We start from the raw sequence: 17,106 nt of genomic DNA on the forward strand, positions 1-17,106 counted from the left end.
AAACAAATGATTTTGAAAATAAAAAGAGCAGATGATGCAAAAGATTTACCACTGCCTCAATATGTTTCATCTGGTTCTGCCGGAATGGACCTTTTTGCTTGTGTGGAGGAGGAAATGGTGATAAACCCAGGAGAGATAAAGCTCATTAGAACGGGAATATACATAGAACTTCCAGATGGCTATGAAGCCCAGATAAGACCAAGAAGTGGGCTTGCATTAAAATATGGTATTACAGTTCTAAACTCTCCTGGGACAATCGACAGTGATTACAGAGGAGAAATTGGTGTAATTTTGATTAACCTTGGGAGAGAACCTTTTGTATTAAAAAGAGGTGATAGGATAGCACAAATGGTGATATGCAAGTATGAAAAGGTAGAAATCGAAGAGGCTCAAGAACTTTCTGAAACAGAGCGTGGAGATGGTGGATTTGGCTCAACTGGTATTTGAAAGTTTTAAAAAGAGGTGTTATGAAGGTTGCTCTTGAGTAATATAAAAAATTCAAAACCCATTGTCTGTCAGTATTCAGGAAAGATTATAGGCAATTCAGATGCTATAGAACTTTTGATTGACGATGATGGAAATGTTTGTGGTATAGAATTTAAAAAAAGACGAAATTTCCGGTGGGAAACAGAAGTAATTAGCTGGGAAAACATAGTTGTAATTGGTGATGACGTGATAATTGTAAATGTAAAAGAGGGGGAGCCTGAATGATACTTCCAACCTCCTTTTTTGGATATTCAAAAGCTGAAGTGAGAGCATATATTGAAAAACTAAATGAGGATTTTAAAGACCGGTCTAACAAACTTGAAAGACAACAAAAATTGTTGAGGGATGAAAATGAGAGACTTAAAAAAGAGATTGACAAGTTAAACCATCAACTGTCTAAGATAGATATCAAGGATATAAGCCACTATCAAAAGTTTATTGATGAGTATTTTTTTGATGAATGGAAAGAGTATTATTCGAAAAGGGCTTTAGAAATAGAGTCAGAAATTTTACGAATCTTGGGAGAGTTAGAAAAGATTAGAGATAATGTACTTGCTCATATTTCATACATAAAAAAACAGAAAGAAAGAATATTAAAAAAACTAAAAGATACCATAAACGAAATTGAGAAATTACTTGCAAATGAAGATGATGTTCCTTTTAGAAAATTGCAAAAAGATTTTTATGTGGATGGAACTCTTATATTACCAGCTGGCGTTGTTATTAATCATGAAGTTATTGAAGGTATGAAAGAAAAGGGACTATTAATAGAATTTTTGAAACATCTTGCAAAGGAGGACGAAGATATATGAGTATTGAAGTAAAGGTCTTAGAACTTCTTGAGCAAAATCCAAAGCTCTCTGCAGAAGAAATTGCCATTATGCTAAATGAGAAAAAAGAGGAAATTGAAAGGATAATTAAAAAGTTTGAAGATGAGAAGGTAATAGTCAAGTATCACACAATTGTAAATTGGGAAAAAACAGAAAAAGAAGTTGTTGAAGCTATAATTGAAGTAAAGGTAACTCCTCAAAGAGGATTTGGATATGATGCAATTGCAAAGAGAATATACAAGTTTCCAGAAGTCAAGGCTGTTTATCTTCTTTCTGGGGACTATGACTTACATGTAATTGTTGAGGGAAAGAGTATGAAAGACATTGCACACTTTGTAGGCTCCAAACTTGCCCCACTTGAATATGTTTTGTCTACGGCAACTCATTTTATAATGAAAAAGTACAAAGACGCAGGAGTAATCTTAGAAGATGGTGAGAAGGACGACAGGGAGGTAATAACACCGTGAATAACTTAGAAAAATTTTTGTCAAGGTCTGTGCAAAGTGTTCCGCCTTCTGGTATCAGGAAATTCTTTGATATTGTATCTGAAATGAAAGATGCACTTTCCCTTGGCGTTGGCGAGCCAGACTTTGTCACACCATGGAGTATAAGAGAGATGGGCATATACTCTATCGAAGAAGGGCATACACATTATACGTCAAATTATGGTCTACTTGAGCTCAGGAAAGAAATTAGCAACTATCTGAAAAGGAGATTTAATCTTGATTACCCAAATTACAGAGATCAGATTTTGGTTACAGTCGGGGCAAGCGAAGCAATTGACATTGCATTAAGAAGCATTATAAATCCGGGTGATGAGGTGTTAATTCCTGAACCTTGCTTTGTTTCTTACAAACCCTGTACAATCTTTGCGGGTGGAGTTCCAGTTGCAGTTCCAACAAAAGCAGAAAATGACTTTAAGCTTCGTCCAGAGGATATAATTTCTAAAATTACACCAAGAACAAAGGCGTTGATACTTTCATATCCAAACAACCCAACAGGCGCGATTATGACCAGGGAGGACTTAAAAGAGCTTGTAGATGTTTTGAAAGATAAGGATATAATTGTAATTTCAGACGAAATTTACGCTGAGCTTACATATGAAGGTGATCACGTTTCTGTAGCTAATTTTCCAGAGATGAAAGATAAGACAATACTAATAAATGGTTTTTCAAAGGCATTTGCAATGACAGGATGGAGACTTGGATTTGTTGCAGCAAATGAGGTTTTTATCAAAGCAATGGCAAAGGTTCATCAATACATTATTATGAGTGCACCTACATTTTCTCAGTACGCTGCAATTGAAGCTTTGCGAAATGGTGAAGCTGAAGTTGAAAAGATGAGAGAGGAATATAACCGACGAAGACGGTATATGGTGAGCAGGTTCAATAAGATGGGACTTGAATGTTTTGAACCGAAAGGAGCGTTTTATGTTTTTCCATCAATAAAATCGACTGGACTTTCATCAGAAGAGTTTGCTGAGAAGCTTTTGTATCAACAAAAGGTCGCAGTCGTACCAGGAACTGCATTTGGAAGTTGTGGTGAAGGTTTTATAAGGTGTTCGTATGCATATTCATTAGAAACTATTAAAGAGGCTTTAGACAGAATAGAGAAATTTGTAAAAAGTCTCAAATGTCCAAATGAGAACCAAGAAATTCAGAAAAATAGTGTGGTAGTGGAGCAGTAACCTTGTATTCTTTTTCAACCAGCTTGAAATTAAAGCTAATGGAATAAGCATGAAGTAGCAACGGAAAATTTGCTTCTTTTTCGATGCCATACAAAGTATCATCTACAATAGGATGACCTATTGAAGCCAGATGAACTCTTATCTGATGCGTTCGTCCAGTTATAGGCTTTAGTTTTAAAACTGAGAAATCTTCATTTTGCTCAATTACTTCGAACATTGTAGCTGCATAGCTACCTTTTTCATTAACTTCCCTTTTGATACCATCATTTGACCTTTTGATGGGTTTTTCTATAAGCCCGCTTTTTTTTGTCAATTTTCCATGCACTACTGCTATATATATCTTTTCAACCAACCTTTTTTCAAATTCTAAAGAAATTATGCTATGAAAGTACGAGTTTTTGGCAAATACTACAATGCCAGAGGTATCTTTGTCAAGCCTATTTATTATATGTGAGGTAAGACCTTGAGACTTTAAATATTTTTCTACGTAGTTTGCAAGTGTATCAAAATAATGACCCTTTGAAGGATGTGAAGGAATACCAGATGGCTTGTTGACAAACACAAAAAATTGGTCTTCAAATAGAATATCAATGTTACCTTTTGTTGGTACTATATTTGAAGGTAAATCTTCCAGTTGAATTTCTATAATTGAATTTTCAGAAGGGTATTCGTTTATGGAAAATATTTGTGGTATAAATTTTATTTTGTTGTTGAATTTCAACCTGCTCATCATTGTTGATGATAAAAATAGTCTTTTTCTCAGAATTTGTTTGTATGTCATATTTAAATCCTCTTTCTTTACAATGTATAGAAGTCTCATTGCAAAATTTTTTCTCCCTTCCTGTTAAAAATTGAACACATATGATATGATAATTTAAAGGAAGGATAAATACAATGCATTTTTTGAAAATAAGAGAGAAAATTGAGGTGATATTAAGATATGGCTTTTAAATCAGGGTTTGTAGCTTTAATAGGGCGTCCAAATGTTGGTAAGTCTACATTGATGAATTATTTTGTAGGGAAGAAGATATCAATTATTTCACCAAAACCCCAGACAACAAGAAATAGTATTAAAGGTATATTGACACTAAGTGATGCCCAAATAATATTTATTGACACTCCAGGTGTACATCCGCCAAAAAATAAACTCGGAGAGTATATGGTAAAAGTTTCTGAAAAAACATTGAAAGAGGTTGATTTAATTCTCTATATTGTTGAAGCTATCGACAATGGAATAGGACCATGGGATGAAGCAATTTTAGAAAAGTTGAAAGAAGTACAAACACCCAAAATACTTGTTTTAAACAAGGCTGATTTGGCATCAAAAGAAAATATTGAAATTTTGAAAAGCCTTTTTGCAAGTAGGTTAAGTTTCGAATTTATAATTGAAATAGCAGCTATAAATGGGTATAACTGTGACGTATTGTTAGAAAAAGTCAAGCAGCTACTTCCAGAAGGACCGAAATACTATCTTGACGATATGACAACAGATGTGAGAGAGAGCTTTATTGTTTCAGAGATAATAAGAGAAAAGATATTGTTAAACCTTTCTGAAGAAGTACCGCATGGCGTTGGAGTTTCGGTTGAGAGGTTTTCTGAAAGAAAAAACAAGGACATATTGGACATAGAAGCGACTATTTATTGTGAAAAGGAATCCCATAAAGCAATAATTATTGGAAAATGTGGGCAGATGTTGAAGAAGATTGGAATACAAGCTCGTGAAGAGCTTGAGATGTTATTTGGTATAAAAGTCAATCTTCAGCTTTGGGTTAAGGTAAAGAAGAACTGGCGAGATGATATAGCTGCAATGAAAATGTTGGGATATAACCTAAAAGAGGTCTGATGAATAATGAAATTCGTAAAAGCAAAGGGTATTGTGCTAAAAGACATAAATTTTGAAGAATCAAGTAAGGTTTTGACCATTTTAACAGCCGAGATAGGAAAGATTCAAGCACTTTCTAAGAATTGTAGACGGACTTTAAGTCCTTTAAGTGCCGTTTCGCAACCGCTAATATATTCAGAATTTGTATTTACAAAGGCAAAAGATATTTACTCTATATCATCTGCAAGTGTAATTGAATCATTTTTTGACCTCACTCAAAATGTCGACCTTACTATTTATTCCAGTTATTTAATAGAACTTGTGGACAATTTTATCGAATTGGAACAGAAGAATGAAGACGTGTTGAGACTTTTGTTAAACTCGTTGTACATGCTGAAAAAGGGAGCAGAGCCTGAGACTATTTGCAGAATCTTTGAAATTAAAATTTTAATTTTTACAGGATTTTTTCCTCAGTTTACCCAGTGTGTAAAATGTCACAAGTCAAGTTTGAATCAGATTTTTTTCTCCTTCAAAAATGCGGGAGTTGTTTGCCCAGAATGTAAGGAAGAAGATGACGTGAAAATAAGTCTTGAAACTGTTGAGAAGATACTAATAATTGCAGCAACAGATTTAAAAAAGTTAAGCAAAATAAAAATTGATAAGGAATTAAATACTATACTGAAAAATTTGATGATAACGTATATAAAATTGGTTTTACAGAAGGATGTCAGGATTCTTGATTTTTTTAGATTTATAAAATAAAATAGAGTCGATTGCACAAAATAAATTGAAGGTGGTAATGATAGCATGGTAACAATGGATGAGATAGTTTCACTTTGTAAACGCCGAGGATTTATATTCCAATCAAGTGAAATATATGGTGGACTTAATAGCTGCTGGGATTATGGCCCGCTTGGTGTTGAGATGAAGAACAATATAAAAAGACTTTGGTGGAAGGCAAATGTCCAGCTAAGAGATGACGTTGTCGGACTTGACTCGAGTATACTAATGAATCCCAAGGTATGGGAAGCAAGTGGACATTTACAAAATTTTGCAGACCCAATGGCTGATTGCAAGGTTTGTAAAAAAAGATGGAGGACAGATCAGCTTTCTGAGAACAAATGTCCTGAATGCGGTGGAGAATTAACAGAGCCGCGAATGTTTAATCTCATGTTTAAAACATTTATGGGTCCTGTTGAGGACGAATCTGCTGTAGTTTATCTGAGACCTGAAACTGCACAGGGTATATTTGTAAACTTTTTAAATGTTCAGCAAACCATGAGAAAAAAGCTTCCTTTTGGGATTGCTCAGATAGGAAAGTCATTCCGAAATGAAGTAACACCTGGTAATTTCATTTTCAGGACAAGAGAATTTGAGCAGATGGAAATAGAATATTTTGTAAAACCTGGAACAGATGAATATTGGCACAAACATTGGATTGAGCAACGAATAAATTGGTATTATAAGCTGGGTATTAGAAAGGAGAACATAAGAATAAGAGAGCACGGGAAAGATGAACTTGCACACTATGCAAAGGCATGTGTTGACATCGAATATTTATTCCCGATGGGTTGGTCAGAGCTCGAAGGAATTGCAAATAGAACTGACTTTGACTTATCAAGACATCAAGAATACAGTGGTCAGAATTTGACTTATTTTGACGATGAGACAAAGCAAAGGTATATTCCATATGTGATTGAACCGTCAGCTGGCGTTGATAGATCGTTCCTTGCATTTTTGGTAGACGCATATGAAAATCAAAAGCTTGACAAGAATGATTCAAGAATTGTTCTTCACCTTCATCCGGCCATCGCACCGGTTAAAGCAGGAATTTTTCCACTGCTAAAAAAAGAGAAACTTGTTAAAAAAGCAAAAGAAATTTATAATACTCTGAAATACAAGTGGATTGTGCAATATGACGAAAGTGGAAGTATAGGAAGAAGATACAGACGCCAAGATGAAATTGGCACTCCGTTTGGAATAACTGTAGACTATCAGACATTAGAAGATAATACGGTAACAATTAGAGACAGAGATACAATGGAGCAAATAAGAGTTCATATTGAGGAAATAATTCCATATTTAGAAGAAAAAATAGAAGTGAAGTTTTAATAAAGGATATTCTCAAACTGCAAAAATATGCTATAATAATTTATGTTGTTGCATTTAAACTTTCTTTTAACATATTTTCCCAATCAAATTTTAAGTAGGAGGGATTTATATTGAGCAAAAAGAAATACGTGTACATGTTCTATGAAGGAAATAAGGATATGAGAGAACTTCTTGGAGGAAAAGGCGCTAATCTTGCTGAGATGACAAATCTTGGGCTTCCAGTTCCTCCGGGCTTTACTGTAACAACAGAGGCATGTACAAGATATTATGAGGAAGGCGAAAAAATAGCTGATGAAATTATAGAAGAAATTTTTGAAAAGCTTGCTGAGCTTGAAAAGATTACTGGTAAAAAATTCGGTGATCCCAGTAATCCACTTCTTGTCTCTGTTCGCAGCGGTGCAAGAGTTTCAATGCCAGGTATGATGGATACCATCTTAAACCTTGGTATCAATGATGAAGTTGTTGAAGGATTAGCTAAACTTACAAACAATGAGAGATTTGCATATGACTCATATCGTAGATTTATTCAGATGTTCTCCGATGTTGTCATGGGAATTGAAAAGAACAAGTTTGAAAAAATACTTGATGAAGTAAAAGAAAAATACGGAGCAAAATACGATACTGATCTAACAGCTGATCACTTAAAAGAGGTAGTTGCGAGATACAAAGAACTATACAAGGCAGAAAAAGGCGAAGATTTCCCACAAGACCCAAAGGTACAGCTTTTAGAAGCAGTCAAAGCAGTTTTCAGATCCTGGAATAACCCAAGAGCAATTGTTTATAGAAGACTCCATGAGATTCCTCATGATTGGGGAACAGCTGTAAACGTCCAGATGATGGCATATGGTAACATGGGCAATGACTCTGGTACAGGTGTTGCTTTCACAAGAAACCCAGCAACTGGTGAAAAAGAGCTTTATGGCGAGTTCTTGATGAATGCTCAAGGTGAAGATGTTGTTGCAGGTATTAGAACACCACAACCAATTTCAGCATTAAAAGAGTCAATGCCAGAAGTTTATCAGCAGCTTGCTGAGATTGCAAAGAAGCTTGAGACATACTACAAAGATATGCAGGATATGGAGTTTACAATTGAAAGAGGTAAACTCTATATGCTTCAGACAAGAAATGGTAAGAGAACAGCACAAGCTGCACTTAAGATTGCAGTTGACATGGTTGAAGAAGGGCTTATAACAAAAGAAGAGGCTATGTTGAAAGTTGATCCTAAACAGCTTGACACATTACTTCACCCAACATTTGAACCAAGCGCTTTAAAATCTGCTAAACCAATTGCAAAAGGCCTTCCTGCATCACCAGGTGCAGCAACTGGTAAGATTTACTTCACAGCAGAAGATGCAAAGGCAGCAGTTGAAAGAGGCGAAAAGAAAGTTATTCTTGTCAGAACAGAAACCTCACCAGAAGATATTGAAGGTATGGTTGCAGCACAAGGAATACTCACATCACGTGGTGGTATGACATCACACGCAGCAGTTGTTGCAAGAGGTATGGGTAAGTGCTGTGTTGCTGGATGTGGAGATATCTCAATTAACGAAGAAGAAAAATACTTTACAACACCAGATGGTAAAGTATATCGTGAAGGTGATTGGATTTCACTTGATGGTTCTACAGGTTATGTATATGAAGGCGAACTTCCAACAAAAGAACCGGAGTTGACAGGTTACTTTGCGACCTTCATGCAATGGGCTGACGAGATACGAAGACTAAAGGTAAGAGCAAATGCTGACACACCAAGAGATGCTGCACTGGCAAGAAAGTTTGGTGCAGAAGGTATTGGTCTTTGCAGAACTGAGCACATGTTCTTCGAAGAAGACAGAATTCCAGCTATGAGAGAGATGATTGTTGCAAGAACAGAAGAACAGAGAAGAAAAGCTTTGGACAAGCTTCTTCCAATGCAAAGAAGCGACTTTGAAGCACTATTTAGAGAAATGAAAGGTTACCCGGTTACAATAAGACTTTTAGACCCACCACTTCATGAATTCTTACCAAAAGAAGACGATGCTATAAGAGAACTTGCAGCACAGATGGGTATCACCTTTGAAGAACTAAAATCAATTGTTCAAAGCTTGCATGAGCTCAATCCAATGCTTGGTCACAGAGGCTGCCGTTTGGCTATCACATATCCTGAGATAGCTGAAATGCAGACAAGAGCTATAATTGAAGCTGCTATTAATGTAAAAAACGAAGGTATAGATGTTGTACCTGAGATAATGGTTCCACTTGTTGGTGAACTCAAAGAGCTCAAATATATCAAAGATGTCATTGTAAAGACTGCTGAGAAAGTTATGGAAGAGAAAGGCGTAAAGATTGAGTACAAAGTTGGAACAATGATTGAGGTGCCAAGAGCAGCACTTACTGCTGATGAGATTGCAAAAGAAGCTGAGTTCTTCTCATTTGGAACAAACGACCTTACACAGATGACATTTGGATTCTCAAGAGATGATATAGGCAAGTTCTTGAATGACTACTTCGAAAAGAAGATATTCGAGACAGACCCATTTGCAAGACTTGATGAGAAAGGTGTTGGTAAACTCATCAAGATGGCTGCAGAACTCGGTCGCGCTACAAGACCTGATATCAAACTCGGAATCTGCGGTGAGCATGGTGGTGACCCAGCAAGTATTGAATTCTGTTATAATGCAGGACTAGACTATGTATCATGTTCACCATTCAGGGTTCCAATAGCAAGACTTGCAGCTGCTCAAGCACAGGTAAAATCAAAGATGAAAACATTTATTGACAAATAATAGTTATAAGTGAAGGAAAGGCAGAGGAAGGAGGAAATAAATTGCCTTCCTCTGCTTTTTTTGCATGTATACACTTGAATAAAGCTTTAAAAGTGATATAATTAAATAGTGGGACAAAACAATAAGAGGGATGGATAAAACTGTCCCCGATGAGGTAATGATAGGATGGATGATTTTCTTGAACTTTTAAAAAGAATAACTCCTGAAGTTATAGAAATATTTGAAAGAAGATATGACATCTTAAAAAATGTAAAATATCATCAACCCATTGGTAGAAGAATGCTTTCGGAAAAATTAAAGCTTTCTGAAAGAATTGTGAGAAATGAAGTAGACATTTTACGAAGTCTCGGACTTCTAACAATCACAGATAATGGTACAATTTTAACAAACGAGGGTGAAGACCTTCTTGAAAAACTTTCTAACATAGTATATGATATAAAGGTATTAGAAGCTTTAAGACAAACAGTAAAAGATATTTTAGGTGCAAAAGATCTTTTTATTGTGCCAGGAGATGCTGACACAAATCCATATGTCCTTAAAGAATTAGGGATTGTAGCAAGTAAAGTTGTACTTTCACTTCTGCCGAATGTCAAGATAATTGCTGTGACAGGTGGCCAGACAGTAAAAGAAGTTGTTGATAATTTTCCAACATGTTTCTTTAAAGACATTTTAGTGGTTCCAGCAAGAGGAGGAATTGGGCAAGAAGTTGAAAAACAAGCAAATACCTTAGCAGCAAATTTAGCTAAGAAGTTGGGCGGAAGATATAAACTGCTACATCTACCAGATACAATGGATGAGGAAGTATATAAGCTGATTGTGAAAAAAGAAGATGTACAGGATGTCTTGAATGACATTAACAATGCTGACATGCTGATATTTGGCATAGGAAATGCAATTGAAATGGCAAAGAGAAGAAAATTTAACCAACAGATGATAGAAAAACTCAGCCAAGTGGGAGCAATTGGCGAGATCTTTGGTTATTATTTTGACAAAGAAGGTAATATTGTTTACAGCACAACTACAGTAGGTATAAAACTTGAAAAAATTAAAAACATTAAATATATGATAGGAGTTGCAGGTGGTGCACACAAGGCAGAGGCAATCCTTTCATTAAATGGTATAAAACATAATGCAATATTTGTCATTGATGAGGGAATTGCACGGAGAATCTTGAGTATTAAAGGGTAGAAACACTGCAGCAATTTCAATTATTGTTGCAGTGTTGAAAAAAATAAAAAAAGAGAAAGGATGGTAGGAAAGATGGCGGTAAAGATTGGTATTAACGGTTTTGGAAGAATTGGTAGAAATGCTTTTAAAGCAATTTTGGCGAAATATCCAAACGAATTTGAGGTTGTTGCTGTAAATGACTTGACAGATCCAAAAACTTTGGCGCATCTTTTAAAATACGACTCATGTTATGGTATATTCAACGGAACTGTTGAGTATACAGACACATCAATCATTGTTAACGGCAAAGAGATAAAAGTTTTGGCTGAAAAAGACCCAGCAAACTTACCATGGAAGGATTTGGGTGTTGAAGTTGTAATCGAGTCAACAGGTAAGTTTACAAAGAAGCAAGATGCAGAAAAGCATATCCAAGCAGGTGCAAAAAAGGTTATAATCACAGCTCCAGCAACAGATGAGGATATTACAATTGTAATGGGTGTTAACGAAGAGATGTATGATCCAAGCAAACACCATGTTATTTCAAATGCATCATGTACAACAAACTGTTTAGCACCTGTTACAAAGGTAATTGATAACCATTTCAAGGTAAAAAGAGGACTTATGACAACTGTTCACTCTTACACAAATGACCAGCAGATTCTTGACCTTCCACACAAAGACTTGAGAAGAGCAAGAGCTGCCGCTCTGTCCATTATTCCAACAACAACTGGTGCCGCAAAGGCAGTGGCACTTGTTCTTCCGCACCTTAAAGGTAAACTCAACGGTTTTGCTTTGAGAGTTCCAACTCCAACTGTTTCAGTTACAGACGTTGTGTTTGAAGTTGAAAAGCCAACCACAAAAGAAGAGGTCAACAGCGTATTAAAAGCTGCAGCAGAAGGTGAACTCAGAGGAATCTTGGGATACAGCGAAGAGCCACTTGTTTCTGTTGACTACAAAGGTGACCCGAGATCTTCAATTGTTGATGCTCTCTCCACAATGGTTATTGAAGGTACTCTTGTCAAGGTTGTTGCATGGTACGACAACGAATGGGGATACTCTAACAGAGTTGCTGATCTTCTGAACTACATTGTTAAGAAGGGCTTATAATTATAAAGGGTGACTGGTCCGGCAAAAAGTCAAAAAGTTGTTTTGTCCGGACCAGTCTTGATTTGAAAATAGAACTAATATTTAATATTTTCGAGGTGAGAAGTTTCATGCCAAGATTGAACAAGAAAACAATCCGCGATATAGATGTAAGTGGTAAAAGAGTTTTAGTAAGAGTTGATTTTAACGTCCCACAAGATGAAAATGGAAATATCACAGATGATAGAAGAATCAGAGAGGCACTTCCAACAATTAAATACTTGATCGACCACAATGCAAAGGTAATACTTGTTTCGCACTTAGGAAGGCCAAAGGGCAAATTTGACCCGAAATATTCCATGGCACCTGTTGCAAAGAGGCTTTCTGAGCTTCTTGGCAAAGAAGTTGTCCTTGCAAAAGACGTAATAGGCGAAGATGCTAAAAAATGTGTTGAGCAGATGAAGGAAGGAGCTGTAGTCCTTCTTGAAAACGTCAGATTTCATAAAGAGGAAGAAGAAAACGACAGAGAATTTGCAAAGGCATTGGCATCTCTTGCTGATATATATGTAAATGATGCGTTTGGAACAGCTCACAGAGCTCATGCTTCAACAGCAGGTGTTGCAGAGTTCTTACCAGCAGTTGCTGGATTTTTAATGGAAAAAGAGATTGAAATGCTTGGCAACGCTCTTGCAAATCCTCAAAGACCATTTGTTGCAATCTTGGGTGGTGCAAAGGTTTCTGATAAGATTGGGGTTATTACAAATCTTCTTGAAAAGGTTGATAGTCTCTTAATTGGCGGTGCAATGGCATATACCTTCCTGAAGGCAAAAGGATATAAAATCGGAAAATCAAAATGCGAAGATGATAAGCTTGATGTTGCAAGAGAGATAATGAAAAAAGCAGAGGAAAAAGGAGTAAACCTTCTATTACCAGTTGGAAGCATTGTTGCAAAAGAGTTCAAGAACGACACAGAGTATATGTATGTTCCATCTGATGCAATGCCAGACGATATGATGGGCATGGACATAGGAAATACCACAATTGAACTTTTCTCAAAAGAGATAAAGAAGGCAAAGACCATTGTTTGGAATGGACCAATGGGTGTATTTGAATTTCCAAATTTTGCAAAAGGAACAGAAGCTATTGCAAGAGCTGTTGCTGAAGCAGTTGAAGAAAATGGCGCAATTGCCATTATCGGTGGTGGCGACTCTGCAGCTGCTGTTGAAAAGCTCGGCTTTGCTGATAAGATGACACATATTTCAACAGGTGGCGGTGCTTCATTAGAGTTTTTAGAAGGAAAGGTACTGCCTGGTATTGCATGTCTGCTTGACAAAAATCCAAGAAAGAAGATAATCGCAGCAAACTGGAAGATGAACAAGACTCCACAAGAAGCAAAAGAGTTTGTTGAAGAGCTGAAAAAGTATATTGATAATGTACAAGCAGAAGTAGTTATCTGTGCTCCATCAATTCTTGTTCCTTATGTCAAAGAAGCAATAGAAGGAACAAATATAAAACTTGGAACACAAAACATGTTCTATGAAGAAAAAGGCGCATATACAGGTGAGATATCTGGTCCAATGCTTAAAGCAGTTGGGGTCGAGTATGTGGTAATAGGTCACTCTGAAAGAAGACAATACTTTGGCGAAACTGATGAGATTGTGAACAAGAAAGTGTTAGCAGCGCTCAAGTTTGGTCTAAAGCCTATTGTATGTGTTGGTGAAACACTCAAACAAAGAGAATATGGTATTACAGATGAACTTGTAAGGCTTCAAGTCAAGATTGCGCTAAATGGTGTTTCTAAAGAAGATGTTGAAAAGGTTGTAATTGCATATGAGCCTATTTGGGCAATAGGCACAGGCAAGAATGCAACCCCTGAAGAGGCAAATAGGGTAATTGGTGTAATCAGAAATGTAATTGCTGAGATGTATGATGAAGATACAGCTCAGAAAATAAGGATTCAATATGGTGGTAGTGTAAACTCTGCAAATTCAGCAGACATTTTCAATATGCCAGAGATTGATGGAGGCTTGGTTGGTGGCGCAAGCCTTAATGCTCAGGAATTTGCAAAGATATTGCACTACTAATTATGGCAAGTAAAGGGGAATAAGATAATGAAAAAACCTGTTGTTCTTATCATCATGGATGGTTGGGGTTATAACCCAAAGCAAGAGGGAAACGCTGTTGCTTTGGGCAAGACCCCCAACCTTGACTATTACGAAAAGAATTACCCATATACTTTGATTGGCAGCAGTGGCATGGACGTTGGTCTTCCTGAAGGTCAGATGGGAAATTCTGAAGTAGGTCATCTAAATTTAGGTGCTGGGAGAATTGTGTATCAAGAGTTTACAAGAATAACAAAGTCAATTAAAGATGGTGACTTTTTCGAAAAAGAAGAGTTTTTGATGGCAATAGAGAATTGCAAAAAATATAACTCTTCGCTTCATCTGATGGGGCTTTTATCAGACGGTGGTGTGCACAGTCACAACACTCACCTTTATGCTCTTTTGGAGCTTGCAAAGAGGCATAATCTTGAAAGGGTATTTGTTCACTGCTTCTTAGATGGGCGAGATGTTCCACCTTCAAGCGCAAAGATTTACATTGAAGAACTTGAACATAAAATGAAAGAGATAGGTTGTGGCAAGATTGCAACAGTGATGGGCAGATACTATGCAATGGACAGAGATAAAAGATGGGAAAGAGTAGAAAAGGCTTACAATGCAATGGTATTTGGTGAAGGCGAGTATGCAAGCTCAGCATTAGAGGCGGTTGAAAAGTCGTATGAAAAAGGTAACACTGATGAATTTGTAATTCCGACTGTTGTGCTTGAAAACGGAAAGCCTGTCGCCACAATAAATGAACATGACAGTATTATTTTCTTTAACTTCAGACCTGACAGAGCAAGACAAATTACAAGAGCATTTTGTGATATAGAATTTGATGGTTTTGAAAGAAAAAAAGGATATTTTGAAGTATTCTTTGTATGCATGACACAGTATGATGTCACTATAAAGAATTGCCATGTTGCTTTCAAACCAGAAAATTTAGAAAACACTTTGGGTGAGTATTTGAGCAAGCTTGGCCTAAAACAGCTCAGGATTGCTGAGACAGAAAAGTACGCTCATGTCACCTTCTTCTTCAATGGTGGTGTTGAAGTACCAAATGTCGGAGAAGACAGGGTTTTGGTACCATCACCGAAGGTTGCAACATATGACCTTAAACCAGAGATGAGTGCTTATGAGGTAACTGAAGCTCTACTGGAGAGAATTGAAAGTAACCAATATGATGTTATAATTTGTAACTATGCAAACGGTGATATGGTTGGGCACACTGGAGTGTTGGAGGCTGCAATAAAAGCAGTTGAGGCTGTTGATGAGTGTATCGGAAAAGTTGTTAACAAAGTTTTAGAAAAAGGCGGAGTGGTTATTATTACTGCTGACCATGGTAACTGCGAACAGATGATCGATTATGAGACAGGTGAGCCTCATACAGCTCATACAACAAATAAGGTGCCTTTGTATCTTGTTGGGTATGGCAATGTTAAATTAAGAGATGATGGAATTTTAGCAGACATTGCTCCGACAATCTTAGACATCTTAGGGTTAGAAAAGCCTTCAGAGATGAAAGGAAGCTCGCTTGTTATTAAATAAATTCATTTATAGAGACTGAAAAAAATATTCAGAAGGAGGAATAAACGAATGAAAGTTGATCTTTCAATTACAGCTGTAAAAGCAAGAGAAATTCTTGATTCAAGAGGAAACCCGACTGTTGAGGTAGAGGTTGTTGTAAATGATGAATTTGTAGGTAGAGCTGCTGTTCCATCAGGTGCGTCCACAGGTATGTTTGAGGCTGTTGAGCTCAGAGATGGTGACAAAAAAAGATATATGGGTAAAGGGGTTCTCAAAGCAGTTGAAAATGTAAATGAGGTTATTGCACCAGAGATTATTGGAATGAATGCTTTAAACCAAGTTGAGATTGACAGGCTTATGATTGAGCTTGATGGAACAGAGAACAAGAGCAAGCTTGGTGCAAACGCAATTTTGGGTGTATCTTTGGCAGTTGCAAAGGCAGCAGCAAACGCACTTGGCCTTCCACTGTATCAATACATTGGTGGTGTCAACGCAAAATACTTGCCTGTGCCAATGATGAATATCTTAAACGGTGGTAAGCATGCTGACAACTCTGTCGATTTGCAAGAGTTTATGATAATGCCTGTTGGTGCAAAATCTTTTAGTGAAGCGCTCAGGATGTGTGCTGAGACATTCCATCAATTAAGAAATGTATTGAAGGCAAGAGGTTACAACACAACAGTGGGCGATGAAGGTGGATTTGCACCAAACTTGAAGTCTAACGAAGAGCCATTGGAAGTGATTGTTGAGGCAATCGAAAAAGCTGGTTATACTCCAGGTAAAGATATAGCAATAGCGCTTGACCCTGCAACATCTGAGCTTTACAATGAAGAAGATGGAAAGTATCATTTCGAGAGAGAAGGTAAAGTTAGAACAAAAGAAGAAATGGTAGAATTCTGGGTAAAACTTGTTGAAAAGTATCCGATTGTATCAATTGAAGACGGTGTTGCTGAAGAGGACTGGGAAGGTTGGAAAATGCTTACTGAAGCACTTGGCAGCAAAATTCAGCTTGTGGGTGATGATTTGTTTGTTACAAACACAAAGAGGCTTGCAAAGGGAATTGAGCTTGGTGTTGCAAACTCAATATTAATTAAGCTCAACCAGATAGGAACACTTACAGAAACTTTAGAAGCAATTGAGATGGCAAATAGAGCAGGCTACACTGCAGTTGTATCCCATAGATCAGGTGAGACAGAAGATACAACAATTGCTGACCTTGTTGTTGCAGTAAATGCTGGTCAGATAAAGACAGGTGCACCGTCAAGGACAGACAGAGTAGCAAAATACAACCAGCTATTGAGAATCGAAGAAGAACTTGGTAGCGTTGCCGTATATCCTGGAATGAACGCATTCTTTAACTTGAAGAAAAAATAACTCCACAAAAGTCCAAAGAAAAGTTTTTGGATTTGCAATGGAATAAAGAAAGAGGCTGTCTAAAAAGATGAGGTGACAGCCTCTTTATTTTTACTGTATTTACATTGTGAGATATTTATGATATAATATCTCAGAAATGATTACATAAGGAGGATTA

The 17,106-nt window shown here is 36.8% G+C and carries 15 protein-coding genes; 14 read left to right on the forward strand and 1 reads right to left on the reverse strand.

Annotated elements, in window-relative coordinates; translation table 11 throughout:
• The first annotated feature begins 6 nt into the window (after nt 1–6).
• Genes dut through OTJ99_RS06535 form a run of 5 tightly spaced genes read left to right on the forward strand, consistent with a single transcriptional unit; the run spans nt 7 to nt 3,003 of the window.
• Nucleotides 7–447 carry a dUTP diphosphatase gene (gene dut, locus OTJ99_RS06515; RefSeq protein WP_045164785.1) on the forward strand — a complete coding sequence of 147 codons (441 nt, stop codon included), beginning with the start codon at nt 7–9 and terminating at the stop codon, nt 445–447.
• Between the two features lie 27 nt (nt 448–474).
• Nucleotides 475–711, forward strand: coding sequence for a hypothetical protein (locus OTJ99_RS06520; RefSeq protein ID WP_045164784.1), 237 nt, complete (start codon nt 475–477; stop codon nt 709–711).
• The gene (locus OTJ99_RS06525; protein WP_045164783.1) at nt 708–1,298 is read left to right on the forward strand and encodes a hypothetical protein; all 591 of its coding nucleotides are present in this window, start codon (nt 708–710) and stop codon (nt 1,296–1,298) included. Before OTJ99_RS06520 ends, OTJ99_RS06525 begins: the two co-directional genes overlap by 4 nt.
• Nucleotides 1,295–1,783 (forward strand): Lrp/AsnC family transcriptional regulator, encoded by a 489-nt coding sequence (locus tag OTJ99_RS06530; RefSeq protein WP_045164782.1) that lies wholly within the window; start codon nt 1,295–1,297, stop codon nt 1,781–1,783. The genes OTJ99_RS06525 and OTJ99_RS06530 overlap by 4 nt, the downstream gene beginning before the upstream one ends.
• Nucleotides 1,780–3,003, forward strand: coding sequence for an aminotransferase class I/II-fold pyridoxal phosphate-dependent enzyme (locus OTJ99_RS06535; RefSeq protein WP_045164781.1), 1,224 nt, complete (start codon nt 1,780–1,782; stop codon nt 3,001–3,003). Before OTJ99_RS06530 ends, OTJ99_RS06535 begins: the two co-directional genes overlap by 4 nt.
• Here OTJ99_RS06535 and OTJ99_RS06540 read toward each other — a convergent pair.
• Nucleotides 2,945–3,823: an RluA family pseudouridine synthase gene (locus OTJ99_RS06540; RefSeq protein ID WP_045164780.1), complete on the reverse strand. Its 879-nt coding sequence runs from the start codon at nt 3,821–3,823 to the stop codon at nt 2,945–2,947. The two genes, OTJ99_RS06535 and OTJ99_RS06540, sit on opposite strands and share 59 nt — an antisense overlap.
• A gap of 120 nt (nt 3,824–3,943) precedes the next feature.
• Here OTJ99_RS06540 and era point away from each other — a divergent pair, with 120 nt between their 5' ends.
• The 9 genes from era (at nt 3,944) to eno (ending at nt 16,949) form a co-directional block, all read left to right on the forward strand.
• Nucleotides 3,944–4,846, forward strand: a complete 903-nt coding sequence (gene era, locus OTJ99_RS06545) for a GTPase Era (RefSeq protein WP_045164779.1) — start codon at nt 3,944–3,946, stop codon at nt 4,844–4,846.
• Nucleotides 4,847–4,852: 6 nt separating this feature from the next.
• Complete coding sequence (gene recO / locus OTJ99_RS06550; protein ID WP_045164778.1) at nt 4,853–5,587, forward strand: DNA repair protein RecO; 735 nt, start codon at nt 4,853–4,855, stop codon at nt 5,585–5,587.
• A 54-nt stretch (nt 5,588–5,641) separates the two neighbouring features.
• Entirely contained in the window at nt 5,642–6,937 is a 1,296-nt protein-coding gene (locus OTJ99_RS06555) for a glycine--tRNA ligase (protein ID WP_307188750.1), read from the forward strand.
• Between the two features lie 110 nt (nt 6,938–7,047).
• Nucleotides 7,048–9,699 (forward strand): pyruvate, phosphate dikinase, encoded by a 2,652-nt coding sequence (ppdK, locus tag OTJ99_RS06560; RefSeq protein ID WP_083943494.1) that lies wholly within the window; start codon nt 7,048–7,050, stop codon nt 9,697–9,699.
• A 165-nt stretch (nt 9,700–9,864) separates the two neighbouring features.
• On the forward strand, nt 9,865–10,887 hold the full coding sequence (locus OTJ99_RS06565) for a sugar-binding transcriptional regulator (RefSeq protein WP_045164776.1): 1,023 nt from the start codon (nt 9,865–9,867) through the stop codon (nt 10,885–10,887).
• Nucleotides 10,888–10,959: 72 nt separating this feature from the next.
• Nucleotides 10,960–11,973: a type I glyceraldehyde-3-phosphate dehydrogenase gene (gene gap, locus OTJ99_RS06570; protein ID WP_045165528.1), complete on the forward strand. Its 1,014-nt coding sequence runs from the start codon at nt 10,960–10,962 to the stop codon at nt 11,971–11,973.
• A 107-nt stretch (nt 11,974–12,080) separates the two neighbouring features.
• Complete coding sequence (gene tpiA / locus OTJ99_RS06575; RefSeq protein WP_045164775.1) at nt 12,081–14,033, forward strand: triose-phosphate isomerase; 1,953 nt, start codon at nt 12,081–12,083, stop codon at nt 14,031–14,033.
• Between the two features lie 27 nt (nt 14,034–14,060).
• A complete protein-coding gene (gene gpmI / locus OTJ99_RS06580) occupies nt 14,061–15,596 on the forward strand; it encodes a 2,3-bisphosphoglycerate-independent phosphoglycerate mutase (protein WP_268748478.1) in 1,536 nt (511 codons plus the stop codon).
• A gap of 48 nt (nt 15,597–15,644) precedes the next feature.
• Nucleotides 15,645–16,949 (forward strand): phosphopyruvate hydratase, encoded by a 1,305-nt coding sequence (gene eno / locus OTJ99_RS06585; protein WP_045164773.1) that lies wholly within the window; start codon nt 15,645–15,647, stop codon nt 16,947–16,949.
• Nucleotides 16,950–17,106 lie beyond the last annotated feature (157 nt).

Source organism: Caldicellulosiruptor naganoensis (assembly GCF_026914285.1).
GTDB lineage: Bacteria > Bacillota > Thermoanaerobacteria > Caldicellulosiruptorales > Caldicellulosiruptoraceae > Caldicellulosiruptor > Caldicellulosiruptor naganoensis.

Excerpts from the sequence above, each read along its gene's own strand:
- OTJ99_RS06565 (WP_045164776.1), top strand. The coding sequence starts at position 9,865 with ATGGATGATTTTCTTGAACTTTTAAAAAGAATAACTCCTGAAGTTATA.
- tpiA (WP_045164775.1), top strand. The coding sequence starts at position 12,081 with ATGCCAAGATTGAACAAGAAAACAATCCGCGATATAGATGTAAGTGGT.
- gap (WP_045165528.1), top strand. The coding sequence starts at position 10,960 with ATGGCGGTAAAGATTGGTATTAACGGTTTTGGAAGAATTGGTAGAAAT.
- gpmI (WP_268748478.1), top strand. The coding sequence starts at position 14,061 with ATGAAAAAACCTGTTGTTCTTATCATCATGGATGGTTGGGGTTATAAC.
- OTJ99_RS06525 (WP_045164783.1), top strand. The coding sequence starts at position 708 with ATGATACTTCCAACCTCCTTTTTTGGATATTCAAAAGCTGAAGTGAGA.
- dut (WP_045164785.1), top strand. The coding sequence starts at position 7 with ATGATTTTGAAAATAAAAAGAGCAGATGATGCAAAAGATTTACCACTG.
- era (WP_045164779.1), top strand. The coding sequence starts at position 3,944 with ATGGCTTTTAAATCAGGGTTTGTAGCTTTAATAGGGCGTCCAAATGTT.
- recO (WP_045164778.1), top strand. The coding sequence starts at position 4,853 with ATGAAATTCGTAAAAGCAAAGGGTATTGTGCTAAAAGACATAAATTTT.
- OTJ99_RS06530 (WP_045164782.1), top strand. The coding sequence starts at position 1,295 with ATGAGTATTGAAGTAAAGGTCTTAGAACTTCTTGAGCAAAATCCAAAG.
- OTJ99_RS06555 (WP_307188750.1), top strand. The coding sequence starts at position 5,642 with ATGGATGAGATAGTTTCACTTTGTAAACGCCGAGGATTTATATTCCAA.
- eno (WP_045164773.1), top strand. The coding sequence starts at position 15,645 with ATGAAAGTTGATCTTTCAATTACAGCTGTAAAAGCAAGAGAAATTCTT.
- OTJ99_RS06540 (WP_045164780.1), bottom strand. The coding sequence starts at position 3,823 with ATGAGACTTCTATACATTGTAAAGAAAGAGGATTTAAATATGACATAC.